Annotated in this window: 19 protein-coding genes; 10 read left to right on the top strand and 9 right to left on the bottom strand. The window is 62.4% G+C overall.

Annotation, left to right across the window (positions count from 1 at the left end; translation table 11 throughout):
* Window positions 1–17 precede the first annotated feature (17 nt).
* On the bottom strand, window positions 18–1,619 hold the full coding sequence (locus JQ629_RS00470; RefSeq protein ID WP_212410385.1) for an alkaline phosphatase D family protein: 1,602 nt from the start codon (window positions 1,617–1,619) through the stop codon (window positions 18–20).
* Window positions 1,620–2,039: 420 nt separating this feature from the next.
* On the opposite strand from JQ629_RS00470, the gene JQ629_RS00465 reads away from it, so the two are divergent.
* Entirely contained in the window at window positions 2,040–2,414 is a 375-nt protein-coding gene (locus JQ629_RS00465) for a hypothetical protein (protein ID WP_212262821.1), read from the top strand.
* A 452-nt stretch (window positions 2,415–2,866) separates the two neighbouring features.
* Window positions 2,867–3,049 (top strand): hypothetical protein, encoded by a 183-nt coding sequence (locus JQ629_RS00460; RefSeq protein ID WP_212410383.1) that lies wholly within the window; start codon window positions 2,867–2,869, stop codon window positions 3,047–3,049.
* 47 nt (window positions 3,050–3,096) lie between these two features.
* Here JQ629_RS00460 and JQ629_RS00455 read toward each other — a convergent pair whose 3' ends face one another.
* Entirely contained in the window at window positions 3,097–3,501 is a 405-nt protein-coding gene (locus JQ629_RS00455) for a hypothetical protein (protein ID WP_212410382.1), read from the bottom strand.
* Between the two features lie 147 nt (window positions 3,502–3,648).
* Here JQ629_RS00455 and JQ629_RS00450 point away from each other — a divergent pair, with 147 nt between their 5' ends.
* A complete protein-coding gene (locus JQ629_RS00450; RefSeq protein ID WP_212410649.1) occupies window positions 3,649–3,891 on the top strand; it encodes a hypothetical protein in 243 nt (80 codons plus the stop codon).
* A gap of 21 nt (window positions 3,892–3,912) precedes the next feature.
* Here the strand turns inward: JQ629_RS00450 and JQ629_RS00445 are convergent, their stop codons facing one another.
* On the bottom strand, window positions 3,913–4,308 hold the full coding sequence (locus JQ629_RS00445) for a DUF5413 family protein (protein WP_212410381.1): 396 nt from the start codon (window positions 4,306–4,308) through the stop codon (window positions 3,913–3,915).
* Between the two features lie 170 nt (window positions 4,309–4,478).
* Here JQ629_RS00445 and JQ629_RS00440 point away from each other — a divergent pair, with 170 nt between their 5' ends.
* The 4 genes from JQ629_RS00440 (at window position 4,479) to JQ629_RS00425 (ending at window position 6,951) form a co-directional block, all read left to right on the top strand.
* A complete protein-coding gene (locus JQ629_RS00440; protein WP_212410380.1) occupies window positions 4,479–5,117 on the top strand; it encodes a hypothetical protein in 639 nt (212 codons plus the stop codon).
* Window positions 5,118–5,265: 148 nt separating this feature from the next.
* Window positions 5,266–5,865: a formyltransferase family protein gene (locus tag JQ629_RS00435; protein WP_192736080.1), complete on the top strand. Its 600-nt coding sequence runs from the start codon at window positions 5,266–5,268 to the stop codon at window positions 5,863–5,865.
* A 227-nt stretch (window positions 5,866–6,092) separates the two neighbouring features.
* Window positions 6,093–6,449: a hypothetical protein gene (locus tag JQ629_RS00430; protein WP_212037380.1), complete on the top strand. Its 357-nt coding sequence runs from the start codon at window positions 6,093–6,095 to the stop codon at window positions 6,447–6,449.
* Window positions 6,394–6,951, top strand: coding sequence for a hypothetical protein (locus JQ629_RS00425; protein ID WP_502752114.1), 558 nt, complete (start codon window positions 6,394–6,396; stop codon window positions 6,949–6,951). The genes JQ629_RS00430 and JQ629_RS00425 overlap by 56 nt, the downstream gene beginning before the upstream one ends.
* A gap of 90 nt (window positions 6,952–7,041) precedes the next feature.
* On the opposite strand, the gene JQ629_RS00420 is transcribed toward JQ629_RS00425, so the two are convergent.
* Window positions 7,042–7,260 carry a hypothetical protein gene (locus JQ629_RS00420; protein WP_212262814.1) on the bottom strand — a complete coding sequence of 73 codons (219 nt, stop codon included), beginning with the start codon at window positions 7,258–7,260 and terminating at the stop codon, window positions 7,042–7,044.
* A gap of 43 nt (window positions 7,261–7,303) precedes the next feature.
* Complete coding sequence (locus tag JQ629_RS00415) at window positions 7,304–7,702, bottom strand: RidA family protein (protein ID WP_212262813.1); 399 nt, start codon at window positions 7,700–7,702, stop codon at window positions 7,304–7,306.
* A 243-nt stretch (window positions 7,703–7,945) separates the two neighbouring features.
* Between JQ629_RS00415 and JQ629_RS00410 the strand changes: the two genes are divergently transcribed.
* The gene (locus JQ629_RS00410) at window positions 7,946–8,824 is read left to right on the top strand and encodes a DMT family transporter (protein WP_212410378.1); all 879 of its coding nucleotides are present in this window, start codon (window positions 7,946–7,948) and stop codon (window positions 8,822–8,824) included.
* A 198-nt stretch (window positions 8,825–9,022) separates the two neighbouring features.
* Window positions 9,023–10,429, top strand: a complete 1,407-nt coding sequence (locus tag JQ629_RS00405) for a caspase family protein (protein WP_212410376.1) — start codon at window positions 9,023–9,025, stop codon at window positions 10,427–10,429.
* Between the two features lie 70 nt (window positions 10,430–10,499).
* Here JQ629_RS00405 and JQ629_RS00400 read toward each other — a convergent pair whose 3' ends face one another.
* Genes JQ629_RS00400 through cysK form a run of 3 tightly spaced genes read right to left on the bottom strand, consistent with a single transcriptional unit; the run spans window position 10,500 to window position 12,104 of the window.
* Complete coding sequence (locus tag JQ629_RS00400) at window positions 10,500–10,862, bottom strand: hypothetical protein (protein ID WP_249134737.1); 363 nt, start codon at window positions 10,860–10,862, stop codon at window positions 10,500–10,502.
* A 22-nt stretch (window positions 10,863–10,884) separates the two neighbouring features.
* On the bottom strand, window positions 10,885–11,124 hold the full coding sequence (locus tag JQ629_RS00395; RefSeq protein WP_192736086.1) for a BrnA antitoxin family protein: 240 nt from the start codon (window positions 11,122–11,124) through the stop codon (window positions 10,885–10,887).
* 2 nt (window positions 11,125–11,126) lie between these two features.
* Complete coding sequence (gene cysK / locus JQ629_RS00390) at window positions 11,127–12,104, bottom strand: cysteine synthase A (RefSeq protein ID WP_192736087.1); 978 nt, start codon at window positions 12,102–12,104, stop codon at window positions 11,127–11,129.
* A gap of 230 nt (window positions 12,105–12,334) precedes the next feature.
* Between cysK and JQ629_RS00385 the strand changes: the two genes are divergently transcribed.
* Window positions 12,335–12,547 (top strand): hypothetical protein, encoded by a 213-nt coding sequence (locus JQ629_RS00385; protein WP_192736088.1) that lies wholly within the window; start codon window positions 12,335–12,337, stop codon window positions 12,545–12,547.
* 68 nt (window positions 12,548–12,615) lie between these two features.
* Here JQ629_RS00385 and tgt read toward each other — a convergent pair whose 3' ends face one another.
* Window positions 12,616–13,749, bottom strand: coding sequence for a tRNA guanosine(34) transglycosylase Tgt (gene tgt, locus JQ629_RS00380; protein WP_212410374.1), 1,134 nt, complete (start codon window positions 13,747–13,749; stop codon window positions 12,616–12,618).
* Between the last annotated feature and the right edge of the window lie 13 nt (window positions 13,750–13,762).

The following is a 13,762-nucleotide window of genomic DNA, read 5'->3' as shown; positions in this document are numbered from 1 at the left end:
CCGCTGCGTCAGTCGGATCAGATGTGTTGAGACAGCACTTGCTTCTGCCGTCCATCCGGCCGCGGGTCGATATCCACCGACCATAGATCCCGGTTGTCGACATCCTTCAAGGTCACCGTCATGACCTCCGATCGGCCATCGATATCGACCCGGCCGAAGAACTGCAGTCCGAAGCATGGCGCGAGGTTTTCGCCCTGCTCTGCGCTGCAGCCTTTTTGGAACGCCACGGCCGGTCCGAACGTATTATCCAGCTGGGCGGGCGCCCAGGTCCCTGCATGCAGTGGCCCGGAGACGAACTCCCAGAACGGCTCGAAATCCTGGAATACCGCACGGTTTGGATCGTAGCGATGCGCGGCCGTATAGTGCATGTCGGCTGTCAACCACACCGTGTTACTGATACCCATGCGTTTCATGAAGGACAGCAGATCGGCGATCTCGCATTCGCGCCGCTCCGGAGGCCCATCGCCAAGCGCAATCGCATCCTCGCTGATCAATCCGATCGGCATGTCGGCGGCGATCACCTTCCAGGTCGCATCGGAGGCCGTGAGTTCACGCTTCAGCCAGGCCAGTTGCGCCGGGCCGAGAATGCAGGTGTCGCTGCGGTCGTCGCGATTATTCCATGTCGAATCGCGGTAGCTGCGCATGTCGATCAGAAAGACGTCGAGCAGCGGCCCATAGGCGACCTTGCGATAGATCCGCCCCGCCTGCCCAGCCAGGTTGCGGATCGGCATGAATTCATGAAACGCGCGGGCCGCCCGCGCCACCAGGTGGGAGCTGCCGTCTTCGGCGTAGCCGGTCTCGTCAGCGGTGCCGATCGGCGCCCAGTCATTGGTTACTTCATGATCGTCCCACTGCGCGAGCATCGGCACTTGCGCGTTGAAGGCGCGCAGATTTTCGTCGAGCAAATTGTATTTGTAGTTGGCGCGATATTGCGCGAGGCTGTGGGCAACGACGGATTTGTCTTCGGTGACGATGTTCCGCCACAGGCCTCCGTCCGGCAGCTTCAATTCGGCTTCGATCGGACAGTCGGCGTAGATGTGATCGCCGGAATGGATGAAAAAGTCCGGGCGATTTTCGAGCATGGTTTTGTAAGTCCGCATGCCGCCGCGGGCGGGATCGATGCCCCAGCCCTGGCCGGCAGTGTCGCCTGACCAGACGAACGAGATCGCCTGCCGCGCCACCGGCGCGGTGCGGAAATGGCCGACCTGTGCCTCACCCGAAATCCCGGACTCGCCGATATCGTCGAAACGCACCCGATAGAAAATATCCTGCCCGGGCGGAAGGCCCTCGAGCAAAAGCTTCGAGGTGAAGTCATGCTCGGGCAGCGCTTCCGACGATGCGACGCGAAGGATGGACTTGAAGCTCTCGTCGATCGAGCACTCCACCTGCATGCGCGCGGCCCGATCGGCCCTTGCCCATATCACCGCGGAATCGGCCGAGACGTCGCCTGACGCGATCCCGCTGGCGATGTGCGGACGATCCGCGGCGCGGCTGAGATAAGGTTTGGCAACGCTTCCCAATGCTGCGACCGCAGCGGTGGATGCAGTCCGAACCAGCAATTGACGTCTGGTCAAGCCTTGTCCAAGCAGCTCTTGCTTCGCGCGTATTCCAATCGGCATTGAAGGCGTCCTCGTCGAATCGCGACGAAGGGTGCCCGTCCAAATTGACCGCAGCCCGAAGGTTTTGCGACAGGCGGATGAACCGCGCGGCAACTGCAGAATTTGGCTGATCGCAGTCTCAGCGGTGGAAAAAGATCGCCGTCGGACCGGCTGAGCGGATGTGTAGGTGAGGTAGACGAGGCCCGGAGTGCCTAGGAGTCCGGGCCTCGTGAGCCTCCAGTGGAAGGCGTTCACTGTGATGAGCGAACGCCCTGCCCCCCGCTGTTAGCGACGCCGTTATAGATTGCGAAGCCGCGTGCCGCCAACCCGGACGAATACGGATGTCCAGATTGCGATCATCGTGCGCTGCGTGAGAGGACCGCAAACGTAAAGATTGCTAAACGCGTCGCCGCACGCCTTGTGCCGCCAGGAGCATTTCAAATGAAAACGATTTTATCCGCGTTGATTGTGCTTGGACTATCGCTCGCCGCCGCGCCCGCCTTGGCCGCCGACAACCGCAACGTTTCGGTCATCAACGAGACCGGCTATGCGATCAAGTTTTTGGGTTTCAATTCGCCCGATGACGGCCTCGACGAATGGGAGAACGAACTCGACAAGACCCTGAAGAACCAGGACACCGCTTACGTTGAATTCGATGAGGACGAGGACGAGGACGGCTGCGTCTGGAACATCAAGGTGGATTGGGCGAATTACGATGAATCGGTGCTCTGGAAGAACGTCAATCTGTGCAAATTCAACGTGCTCAGGCTGCGCTACGATTCCGGGACCAAGACGACGTCATTCATCGCGGAGTAATCGATTGGTCGCGTGATGCCGCCAAGATCGCGCGCAAAAATCGCGCGCTGGCGCAGCGTGCACGAAACGCAGGCAGCATTGCTTACAAAATCGTCTTGCCCGGAACCGTTCGATAGGGCTGATTTCAAGCGGGTCCTTGGCGCGACACCTGGGTACCCCCCAGCCTCGCACCATCTTTCCCATACGCCCCCGCCGATCCTCACAGGCCGGCGGGGGTTTCATTCGTGGGGTGGCTGGAATCCGAACCGGTCGGCAAGAATACCGTGCCGCCCTTGGGCCAGCCCCGCGAGCCGCGATCAAGCCTGCGGCCCGTATATTTTGGAAGAGAATCGGCCATAACGCGTTTGAGCGTTCCTCCGCTCTCAATCGGAGCAGCGCACGCCATGAGGCGAAACATGCATTGTTCGCATTTTCCCGGGAATAACTGGCCCCGCGCGGTGTTCCGGCCTCCGATGCTGGAATTTATCATCTTCAAGCGCCGCCGGAACTTTTGCTGGCAAGTGCGCGACCAGAGCGGGAAAATGATTGCAGGCGGACGGGAGAAAACCCGGCCCGCCGCCCGCTATCACGCGTATCGCGCCTTGTTCCTTGTGCTTTCCACCGGCTGGAAAGCGACCGATCTGCAACCGCATTAGGCGGGGCTCCGGCGCGAAGCATGGCGTTGCCTCAAGGCAACGCGCCGCTAGCAGCCCCGACAGATCCCGGTGAACGTGCTGGTCTCAACCCGGCCGCGCGGGCGCACAGGTGGCCTTTTTGACCTTCCCTGGCGTGGAACGGTGATCCGTTGTGACGCGCCCGCATAGGGCGGCACGAACACGCGCGAGCCCGAGGGCGACGCGTTGACCGAACCGGAGCCGGTGATCGGCACCATCGTGTTGGTGCCGGGCGGCGGGATCCGGGAGGCGTTTCCGATTCCGCTGGGGTCGCCGACCACGCTGGGATTGGCCGGACCGTAAGGTATGCCGCTGATCGCAGAATTGCCCGCTCCGGCCGACCCGGCGGGCGGCGGGAACTGCGCGAACGCGCTGCCGGGCACGATCAGGCTGACCAGCACCGCAAAACGAACTAGCGCCGAATGGCCGGACATTGAATCTCCAGGGGAAGCTGTGGACCCAACGATTATGTGGGGCGCGCGTTCCCAAGGGTAAAGGTCGCGTCCGTCATTTACCGGAGTAGGCATCTGTAAACGAATCAGACCTAATTTGCCGGCGATCACATCCGGAGATTCGGCGGCATGAACCAGCCCGTAATCCTTGATAATGATATCCGCGCCCTGCAGGAATGGCTGCGCTCCGCCTGGCAGCAGCTGGCCGATCCCTCCCTCACCGCCTTTGCGCGCCGCGAACTGCGCAATCAGATGAAGCAATGCAGCGCCGACCTGCGAACCCAGCTTCAATTGGTGGCGACGCGTCAGTCACAGCCGGTCAAGGGCCAGCCCCGCACCCCCGGTAGGCCGGAGCTTCGTATCCTGACTTGACCCTTGGAGATTCCTTGGGGATCACGCGCCAACCGGCTGTCTGCGCTCCATCGCCAGCCACGAACACACCGCAGCCGGAACCGCGCCGACAACACCGAGCAGCACCACGGATGGTTCGTGGATGAATCCCATCTGGAATGCGGCAACCAGCGGCACGTAACTGACGAAGTACGCAAACAAGGCCGTCAGCGCGATCCGGTACGGCATCTCGCGTTTAACCAGCACATGGTCGAACCACGCGGTCAGCAGCGCTGGAATCAGACCGACCAAATAGACCGTGGGCAGCATCACGACCTGTGCAAGGTCGAACGTGCTCGGACCGCCGGCAACCCAGTTGGCGATCTGGAGCATCACCCAGAACGCGACGATGAACCCGAGCGGTGGCGCAACCGCGGCAAAAATCACAAAGCGTTTCATGTGGCACGTTCCTTATGCGGTCTCGTGCAGCCTGATGGCCTGCTTCGATTTGCGAACGTATCGCCGCGTCGTTTCTCCCGATGTGACCGCTCTCACGCTGGTCGGTGCGTCGTCGCGGGCCTATGATCGGACGCGCGGATTGCAAGGCAAAGTCGGCCAGGAAGCTGCCAATGACGAGAGTGACGATTTTCTCGGCGGCCTTGTGCGCGCTGCTCGCGACGTCGGCATCGGCCCAAAATCCGGCCCCCACCGCGTTCAAGGTGATCTCGCCGATCTTCGGTCAACTCGTCACCTTCTCGTTGCCGACCAGTTTCGCCACGGTGTTCGAGAACACCAAAGGGACGAACTATGTCCGCGAGGCCGTGCTGAAGGGCGAGACGGTCAAGAGCTGGACCCAGATGATCACGGTGACCGGCGCCAAGGGGGCCGCCGGCAACGCCGGGGTTTCGCCGGAGCGCTTTGCGGGCTCGATGGTCGGTGGCTTCAAGTCGGCCTGTCCCGACACCTTCGCAGCACAAGGACTTGGCGCGACCAAATTCGGCGATCAAGATGCGTATGTCGCAGTGGCAAGCTGCGGCCGGGTCGAAACCAGCGCCGACAAACACAGCGAAACCACGCTCATCGTCACCGTCAAAGGCAGCGCCGATTACTACACGGTGCAATGGGCCGAACGCGCGCCGGCGACTGGGCGAAGCGCAATTGACGAGACCAAATGGCTGGCGCGGTTGCGCCAATTGCAGCCGATTCGTGTCTGTCCGATCGTGCCCGGCGAGCCCGCGCCCTACCCGAGCTGCGCCGGCAGGAACTAATCGCGGCGTCGGCACGCCGACTTGCCCGGCGCGCCCTTTCATTGATAACCCTGACTGTTGATAACCCGGACTCGCCGACCCCGGCGGCGAGTCTGACGGCTTTGGTGTGCTATCCGCATATCGGCCTGACTAACGACGGACGGAACATATGCGGATCACCCTCGTCGGCTCCCGCCATTTCGGCGTGACGACCTTCACCATGCTGCGCGAACACGGCGTCGAAATCGCGAGGATAGTCGTCCACGATAACGAAGACCGGCTGGCTGCCGCAGCGAGGGCCGCTGGCGTCGAGGTCGTCGTGCAGGCCGACGCCAGATTCGTCACCGCGGCGGAAATCGCCCCCGACAGCGACCTGATCGTGACCGCCCACAGCCACGCCCGCATCACCCGCGAGGCACTGGCCGTCGCCAAGCTCGGCGGTATCGGCTATCACCCCTCGCTGCTGCCCCGGCACCGCGGCATCGCCGCGGTCGAATGGACCATCAAGGAAGGCGATCCGATCGCCGGCGGCACCATCTATCACCTCGCCGACCGGATGGACGCCGGCGCGATCGCGGCGCAGGAGTGGGTTTTCGTCAAGAAAGGCGAGACCGCACGCGAGCTCTGGGAGCGCGCGCTCGCTCCCCTCGGCCAAAAGCTGCTCGGCGAAGTCATTGATTACGCCAGGATCCACAAGACCCTGCCCGCCCGGCCCCAGGACGAGCAATTCGCCACCCTCGCGCCAAAGCTTTCCGACGCCAAGCACTGACCGAACGAGGAAAACCCATCCGTTTCAGCCAGTTAACCATCCGGATCCGAATCATGGCCCGAATCGAAGCCCATTTCGCACATTTATTCGTTCCGAGGCCGGAACGGGATTCACCTTGATGTGTTTGAATTGTTAGGAACTTTCTGCGTTATTGCGGCGCAACAAAGTTTGAACACATTGTGACCGGATAACGCGCTCATCACACACATCTTTCGGGGATTTGATCCATGCGTTCCAACCGCATCAGCAAGCTGTTTTTGACTTCGTTTCTTGCCACCGCTGCCTTCGCGGCCGCTCCCGCCGCCGCCCAGCAGCCCTATGACGGGCTTTGGCAGGTTACCGTCGTCACCAAAACCGGCAGTTGCGATGCGCGCACCGCCTCAACCGTTACTGTCAGCGACGGTAAGGTAACGGGCTCCGGCGCCCCGGTTTCCGGCACCGTCAGTTCCGGGGGACTTGTGCGAGTCTCGATCAATGGTGCATATGCGAACGGACAACTCAGTGGCAACTCCGGATCGGGGAAATGGAATGGGGCATCAGCTGGTGTACCGTGTAGCGGTCGATGGGAAGCGTCCCGTCAGTAAGACAAGCCGAACATCAGAATTCTTCGCCTACCCGCGGCGGCTGACAATTGCAGCCGTCGCGTTTTTTATGACTTCGCTTGCAGTCCCAGCAAGTTACGCCCAGTCCTCCGGGCCTTACGCCGGCATGGCTGGCAAGTGGGCGGGCGGCGGCACCGTCACGCTGGACGACGGATCCAACGAACGCATCCGTTGCCGCGCGGTCTATGACGTTGCGGGCGCCAAGATGGACATGAGCCTCACCTGCGCGAGCGACGCCTATAGGTTCAATCTGACGGCCAACGTGGTCGACCAGGGCGGCGCGATTGTCGGGCAGTGGAGCGAAAGCAGCCGCGGCATCACCGGCAGCCTGCAGGGCCGCGGCGGCGGCGGCAACTTCCAGGTCACGGCCGTCACCGTCGGTTTCAACGCCAACATCGCGCTCAAGACAGCCGGCAACAAGCAGTCCGTCAGCATCCGGGCCGACAGCCAGTTCCGCGCCGCCAACATTTCGCTTACGAAGTAAAACCGCAGCGGTCCGCCCGCCCTACCCCGAATACCAAATCGCCCGCTGTGAAGAGCGGGCGATTTTCGTTGTGAGCGGTATTTGCGGTTACTAGCCGGTTTTGGGTTTCTCCAGCCTCGCAGCAGTCTCCTTGATGGTCTTTGCGATCAGCAGGGCCTGTTCCTTGTTGAAGGCAAAATCCTGCACCCCGTTATGGGTCGTGAGCGACAGCACCATGATGTCGGGTTGGGCTTCAGGCCAGCCGGTTGCGAAGGCCGTCACGAAACTCGCTGAAGTCGATCGGGCTTCTGAAGTCGAGCGGTTGGTCATGGTCTATGTTTCCTGTGTTGTTCGAGCGCGCCTTAAGTCCGATTCAAGACTTGGGCACGTAAGCGGTGACTTCGAGTTCGACCTTGGCCCTGACATCGACCAGCCCGTCGATATAGAGCAGCGTCGATGGCGGGAAGTTGCGACCGAGCGTTTCTTTCCAGGCCGCCCCAATCCCGGCGCCTGCCGCCTCATATTCGCTACGGCTGGTCAGGTACCAGGTCAGGCGTACGATGTGTTCGGGACCAGCTCCTGCCTCTCCGAGCAGCTTGATGATCCGCTTCAGCGCCGTGCCGACCTGGGCGGCCATGTCGGGCTGATAGTCGCCCTTCTCGTCGCCGCCGGTCTGGCCGGCCAGCACGATCCATTTGCCGGGACCATCGACCTCGACACCATGTGAAAAGCCGCGGGGTTTCGACCATTCGGCCGGTTGTAGGATACGCATGGATAAGGTCCTCACAATTATGATCGTCATTCCGGGGCGCGAAGCGAACCCGGAATCTCGAGGTTCCGGGTTCGATGCTTCGCATCGCCCCGGAACGACAAGTAGCACCGATCCCGCACTGCCTCCCACAGCGAAATTGGCGCCCGCGCATCGCTGCGTCCGCAGATTTGCACGTTGCAAATCGCCGAGCGCTCGCCGATACCCGCCTGCCCCTCTAAGTCAGCCCAACTCAGCCGTTAGCGCATGGACCGCACACCTTCCAAATCACTGGCTGCACTGTGGATGTCGGGCTGGCTCGCCTTGATGCTGATCGTGGTGGTCGCCGGCCGCGAAGGCATGCGCGAGCTGAACGTGTTCCAGCTGATGGAGATGCGCACGATCATCGGCTTGTTCCTGCTGTATCCGATGATCCGCGCCAATGGCGGATTTGCCATCCTGAAAACCGCGCGGCTGCACATGCACATCTCGCGCAACCTCATTCACTACGGCGCGCAGCTCGGCTGGTTTTTCGCGCTGACGCTGATTCCGATCGGTCAGGTGGTGGCGATCGAATTCACGATGCCGATCTGGACCGCGATCCTGGCCACGATGTTTCTCGGCGAGCGGATGACGGTCTGGAAGGTCGCGGCCATCGTGCTCGGCATCGTCGGCGTCATTGTCATCGTTCGCCCGGCGACCGGCGAGGTCAATCCCGGACAATTGATTGCGCTGGCGGCCGCGGTCGGCTTCGGCATCTCGATCGCGATGGTCAAATCGCTGACCCGGACCGAACATTCGGTCGCGATCATTTTCTGGATGCTGGCGATACAATCTGTGGCCGGCTTTTTTCCCGCGCTCTACGTCTGGACGTGGCCGCCGGCTTACGCCTGGGGCTGGGTCGTCGTGATCGCTTTCTGCGGCACGTTCTCCCACTACTGCATGGCACGCGCGTTGCTGCATGCCGATGCGACGGTGGTGATCCCGATGGATTTCCTGCGGGTTCCCTTAACCGCCACCGCGGGCTGGCTGATCTATGCGGAGCGGCTCGACCTGTTCACCGTGCTCGGCGCCATCCTGATCCTGGCCGGCAATCTGCTGAACTTGCGCGCGACCAATCCGGTTCCCGCGCGGGCAGCAACCTGAATTCGGATTTTACCCACCCAATTGTGATCTGGATCGCACGAGGTCTCGGGTAGATTCAATAGCTTAACGGCGAATCGCACGGCTTCAGGGACCTGGGCAAGCTCCCCATTTTTCTGGCGCGGTGTGATTTTTTTCGTGTAACCTGCGGCCAACGTTGCCGCCGAAATCTTTTTTGATTCTGCCAGGGGGATTTTTCTGATGCGCTTCCCAACCCTCGTCCTTTCCCTGATCTGCATGGTGTTCACCGCCGGCGCCGCCAGCGCCGAAAGGCGGGTCGCCTTCGTGGTCGGGAACGGCACCTACAAGAACGTCGCCGCGTTGCCCAATCCGTCGATCGACGCGAAGGCGATGGCAGCCGCCTTGCGCAACGTCGGTTTTGACGTGGTGGAAGGCTCCAACCTGACCCGCGACAAGATGACGGAAAAGCTGCTCGATTTCGGCAAGAAGGCGCAGGGCGCCGACGTGGCCGTGTTCTTCTACGCCGGCCACGGCATCGCCATCGGCGGCACCAATTATCTGCTGCCGATCGACGCCGACATCAAATCGGAAATGGACGTCAAGCTCGGCGCAGCCATCAATATCGATCTCACGCTCGACCAGACCATGAGCGACGCCAAGGTCAAGCTGGTACTGCTCGATGCCTGCCGCGACAATCCGTTCGCCGCCAAGATCAAGTCCAACGCGCCGTCCACCCGCAGCGTGTCGGTGCAGACTGGCCTTGCCGAAATGAAATCCGGCGAAGGCACGCTGATCGCGTTTGCGACCGGCCCCGGCCAGACCGCGCTTGACGGCAAGGAAGGCGGCAACAGCCCGTTCACCCGCGCGCTGCTCGCCAACCTCACCCAGCCCGGCGTCGAGCTTCAGCAGGCGATGACCAAGGTCCGCGCGCAGGTCCAGGAGGAAACCAACAAGGGTCAATTGCCCTGGGGCAACACCAATCTGACCGGTGCGGTTTACCTCAACGGTGCGCCCGCGCCTGCCGCGCCCGGAACCACGCCGGCGGTGGTCGCCGCCGCACCGGGCAGCGACGTCGAACTCGAGTTCTGGCGCTCGATCAAGGACTCCAACAAGGCGGAAGAGCTCAACGCCTACGTGTCGAGCTATCCCAACGGTCAGTTCAAATCGCTGGCGCTGGCACGGATCGCCTCCCTGGAGAGCAAACCGGACAACGCCACGCGCAACCTGACCACCGGCATCGATCCGGCGACGTTCAAGGACGAAGCGAACCAGACCACCGAGGATCAGATTGGCCTCGACAAGGGCCAGCGCCGCGACGTCCAGCGCCGCCTGAACGGTCTCGGCTTCGACACCAAAATGTCCGGCACCTTCGATGCACCGACCCGGGCCGTGATCACGCGCTGGCAGGCCGCCCGCGGCTACCCCAAGAGCGGCTACCTCAACAGGCTGCAGCACAAGGCCCTGTTGACCGAGATCGTGGCGGCGCCGCCGACCGCAAGCTCCAGCGACGAGGAAAAGCCGCGCCGCCGCGCCAATAGTGGCGGTGGTCAACCGCAGCCGCAGCGTCAACACAGCGGTGGCGGCGGCCCCGATCCGGCGGGTGCCGGCCGTTTCATCGGCGGCGTCATGGGCGGCATGCTGCGCTAGGAATAGCGTTTTCGAGCGAAAGCCCTACGCACAATCGACAGCAAAAAGCCCGGGATCATCCCGGGCTTTTTCATTCGGAACTGGGGTTGGACAGCCCCAGGCAGTCCGCGTGGCCTCCGGTCAGTTTGACAAATTTGTCGCCGCCCGACGTCAGCCGGCACATCTCCACTTCCTTGCCCGAGGGCACCGACTTGGCACAGGTGATCTGCGGATTGTTGTCGTATTTGGTGGTCGAGAATCTACACGTGACGATGCAGGAAGCGTCGCTGGCGAGCGGGTTCGTCATCGCGATGCTGGCGATCTCGTCGCCCGGCAGGATCGTGCAGGTGAACGGCGCCTGATCCGCCCTCGCCGGATCGGCGAGGCAGCCGCCGATCGCCACTCCGAAGCAGCTCAGGACAACCAGCCGGAAGCGGGCGAGGACAGGACGCATTCGCGCGTATCTGCTTCGAGGGCTATTTGCCGGCGGCCTTGCGCAACGCCGCGTTGATCCGGTCCTGCCAGCCGGCGCCGCCTTCCTGGAAATATTCGAGCACATCCTGGTCGATGCGCAGCGACACCAGTTCCTTCACGCCGGGAAGCGCCGTCGGCTTCGGTGGCGCCTCCACCACCTTGGTGGTGGTGCGCTTGAACGCCGCCTCGGCCTCGCTGCGGGCGTCGTTCAGGGTCCTCGGCCGTCTCGGCTGGTCCGCCATCGCTAAATTCCTTCAAACAAAACGGTCGACAGATAACGTTCGGAGAATGACGGCACAATGGCGAGGATGGTCTTGCCGGCGGCCTCCGGCCGCTTGCCGATCTCAAGCGCCGCGGCGATCGCCGCGCCCGAGGAGATGCCGCCCGGAATGCCTTCGTTGCGGGCCAGCGCGCGCGACATCTCGATCGCGGTCGCCGAGTTGATCTTGACGATCTCGTCGATCACGGAACGATCCAGAATGTCCGGAATGAAGCCGGCGCCGATGCCCTGGATCTTGTGCGGCGTATGCTGTCCGCCCGACAGCACCGGGCTTTCCTCGGGCTCGACGGCGATCACCCGCAGCGAAGGCTTGCGCGGCTTCAGCACCTGGCCGACGCCGGTGATGGTGCCGCCGGTGCCGACGCCAGCGACAAAGAAATCGATATTGCCGCCGGTGTCGTTCCAGATTTCCTCCGCGGTGGTGCGGCGGTGAATTTCGGGATTGGCGAGGTTCTTGAACTGCTGTGGCATCACGGCGTTCGGCGTCGTGCGCACCAGCTCTTCGGCGGTCGCGATCGAGCCTTTCATGCCCTGCGCCGCCGGCGTCAGCACGATCTCGGCGCCGAGGAAGGCCAGCATCTTGCGCCGCTCGATCGACATCGATTCCGGCATTACGAGTTTCAACCGGTAGCCGCGTGAGGCCGCGACGAAGGCCAGCGCAATGCCGGTATTGCCCGAGGTCGGCTCGATCAGCACGGTGTCGGCGTTGATCACGCCGGCCTTCTCCATCGCGATCACCATCGCCGCGCCGATGCGGTCTTTGACGCTTGCCGCCGGGTTGAAATATTCCAGTTTAGCTAAAATGGTAGCGCTGACACCGTGGGCTTGCGGCAGTTTGCGCAAGCGGACGATCGGCGTGTCGCCGACGGCATCGACGATGCTGTCGAACACCCTGCCCCGTCCGGGACGGTGCACTGCACCCGTGGCTGACGATGCCTCCATCACAACGCTCCTATAGTGATAATATGCCCGGAATTCGGGGCTCTCTTACTTAGGAGGTGGCCGAGCTGATGCGCAAGTCCGAAACGTCAGAGTCAAAATTCGCTGCATCGCAAAATCGAAAGTTCGCCGATAACGTCGTTCCAACGCATTTGTGTTGCGACAACGTCAAATAAATCGGTTTATACTTTCGTCGTGAGTTGAGCTTCCGTTCAGATCGCCAGGAGGTCACGATGCCAGCAGTTGCTGAAGTCCTGTCCGTCGCATCTAGGCCCGACCCGCGTGGCTGTGATTTACCGACCTGCCCGGTATGTGCGGACTCCATGGTGGCCGCGGAAGCTTCCGCCTACATGTATGACAACGTCATCGGTTATCTCTGGACCTGCGATACCTGCGGTTACGGCTTCGTGACCAAGCATTCGATCCGGAGGTTCGCCTGTAACTAGGCATAGCGTTTTCGAGCGAAGTGGGCACCGGTTCACGTAAGGAAAACGCGTCAAACTAAAAAAACCATTTACCTCGGAGCAATGTCACCGCGCGCCCATTCGGCGCGCGTTTGTTTTTTGAACGCTTCAAAGCTGCCGTTGCCGATCGCGTCCCGCATGCCCTGCATCAGACTCTGATAGTACGCGATATTGATTTCCGACAGCAGCATCGCGCCCAGCGTCTCTCCTGATCGCACCAGATGATGCAGGTAGGCACGCGAGTATTCGCGCGTCGCCGGCCACGTGCTCTCCTCGTCCAGCGGCCTCGGATCGTCGGCGTGACGGGCATTGCGCAGATTGATCTGGCCGAAGCGGGTAAATGCCATGCCGTGCCGGCCGTTGCGGGTCGGCATCACGCAGTCGAACATGTCGATGCCGCGCGCTACCGCCTCCAGCAGATCCTCGGGCGTGCCGACGCCCATCAGATAGCGCGGCCGATCCTGCGGCAGCCGCGGCGCGGTCTCCTCGATCATGGCAAGCATCACCGCCTGGGGTTCGCCGACCGCAAGGCCGCCGATCGCATAACCGTGGAACCCGATCTCGACCAGCCCGCGAGCGCTCGCATGGCGCAGTTCGGGCACGTCGCCGCCCTGCACGATGCCGAACAGCATGTAGCCGGGAGGCGCACTCTCGAAAGCGCGTTTTGAGCGCTCGGCCCAGCGCAACGAGAGCTGCATCGCGCGTTCGATGTCGGCGCGTTCGGCCGGCAGCCGCACGCATTCGTCCATCTGCATGGCGATATCCGAGCCGAGCAGCCGCTGCACCTCGATCGATCGTTCCGGCGACAGTTCGACCTTGGCGCCGTCGATATGCGAGCGAAAGGTCACGGCGTGCTCTGTCACCTTGCGCAGCTCTGAAAGCGACATCACCTGGAAGCCGCCGGAATCGGTCAGCATCGGCCCCTGCCAGCCCGTGAATTTCTGCAAGCCGCCAAGGGCTGCGATCCGCTCGGCCCCCGGCCGCAGCATCAGATGATAGGTATTGCCGAGCACGATATCGGCGCCGGCATCGCGCACCTCGCGCCAGTGCATGCCCTTCATCGCGCCCGCGGTGCCGACCGGCATGAAGGCCGGCGTCCGCACGATGCCGTGCGGGGTGGCGAGCCGGCCGAGCCGGGCCTGGCCGCAGGTGGTGAGCAGCTCGAAATGATTGGGAACGTCCATGGGTGAGCTTATG

Origin of the sequence: Bradyrhizobium sp. AUGA SZCCT0222 (assembly GCF_018130205.1) — a bacterium.
Classification (GTDB): Bacteria; Pseudomonadota; Alphaproteobacteria; order Rhizobiales; family Xanthobacteraceae; genus Bradyrhizobium.
This window is presented reverse-complemented; position numbering and strand designations above follow the sequence as displayed.

What these genes read in the sequence shown, in the direction of transcription:
- JQ629_RS00470 (WP_212410385.1), bottom strand. Translation starts at nt 1,619, where the DNA reads ATGCCGATTGGAATACGCGCGAAGCAAGAGCTGCTTGGACAAGGCTTG.
- JQ629_RS00465 (WP_212262821.1), top strand. Translation starts at nt 2,040, where the DNA reads ATGAAAACGATTTTATCCGCGTTGATTGTGCTTGGACTATCGCTCGCC.
- JQ629_RS00460 (WP_212410383.1), top strand. Translation starts at nt 2,867, where the DNA reads ATGCTGGAATTTATCATCTTCAAGCGCCGCCGGAACTTTTGCTGGCAA.
- JQ629_RS00455 (WP_212410382.1), bottom strand. Translation starts at nt 3,501, where the DNA reads ATGTCCGGCCATTCGGCGCTAGTTCGTTTTGCGGTGCTGGTCAGCCTG.
- JQ629_RS00450 (WP_212410649.1), top strand. Translation starts at nt 3,649, where the DNA reads ATGAACCAGCCCGTAATCCTTGATAATGATATCCGCGCCCTGCAGGAA.
- JQ629_RS00445 (WP_212410381.1), bottom strand. Translation starts at nt 4,308, where the DNA reads ATGAAACGCTTTGTGATTTTTGCCGCGGTTGCGCCACCGCTCGGGTTC.
- JQ629_RS00440 (WP_212410380.1), top strand. Translation starts at nt 4,479, where the DNA reads ATGACGAGAGTGACGATTTTCTCGGCGGCCTTGTGCGCGCTGCTCGCG.
- JQ629_RS00435 (WP_192736080.1), top strand. Translation starts at nt 5,266, where the DNA reads ATGCGGATCACCCTCGTCGGCTCCCGCCATTTCGGCGTGACGACCTTC.
- JQ629_RS00430 (WP_212037380.1), top strand. Translation starts at nt 6,093, where the DNA reads ATGCGTTCCAACCGCATCAGCAAGCTGTTTTTGACTTCGTTTCTTGCC.
- JQ629_RS00425 (WP_502752114.1), top strand. Translation starts at nt 6,394, where the DNA reads ATGGGGCATCAGCTGGTGTACCGTGTAGCGGTCGATGGGAAGCGTCCC.
- JQ629_RS00420 (WP_212262814.1), bottom strand. Translation starts at nt 7,260, where the DNA reads ATGACCAACCGCTCGACTTCAGAAGCCCGATCGACTTCAGCGAGTTTC.
- JQ629_RS00415 (WP_212262813.1), bottom strand. Translation starts at nt 7,702, where the DNA reads ATGCGTATCCTACAACCGGCCGAATGGTCGAAACCCCGCGGCTTTTCA.
- JQ629_RS00410 (WP_212410378.1), top strand. Translation starts at nt 7,946, where the DNA reads ATGGACCGCACACCTTCCAAATCACTGGCTGCACTGTGGATGTCGGGC.
- JQ629_RS00405 (WP_212410376.1), top strand. Translation starts at nt 9,023, where the DNA reads ATGCGCTTCCCAACCCTCGTCCTTTCCCTGATCTGCATGGTGTTCACC.
- JQ629_RS00400 (WP_249134737.1), bottom strand. Translation starts at nt 10,862, where the DNA reads ATGCGTCCTGTCCTCGCCCGCTTCCGGCTGGTTGTCCTGAGCTGCTTC.
- JQ629_RS00395 (WP_192736086.1), bottom strand. Translation starts at nt 11,124, where the DNA reads ATGGCGGACCAGCCGAGACGGCCGAGGACCCTGAACGACGCCCGCAGC.
- cysK (WP_192736087.1), bottom strand. Translation starts at nt 12,104, where the DNA reads ATGGAGGCATCGTCAGCCACGGGTGCAGTGCACCGTCCCGGACGGGGC.
- JQ629_RS00385 (WP_192736088.1), top strand. Translation starts at nt 12,335, where the DNA reads ATGCCAGCAGTTGCTGAAGTCCTGTCCGTCGCATCTAGGCCCGACCCG.
- tgt (WP_212410374.1), bottom strand. Translation starts at nt 13,749, where the DNA reads ATGGACGTTCCCAATCATTTCGAGCTGCTCACCACCTGCGGCCAGGCC.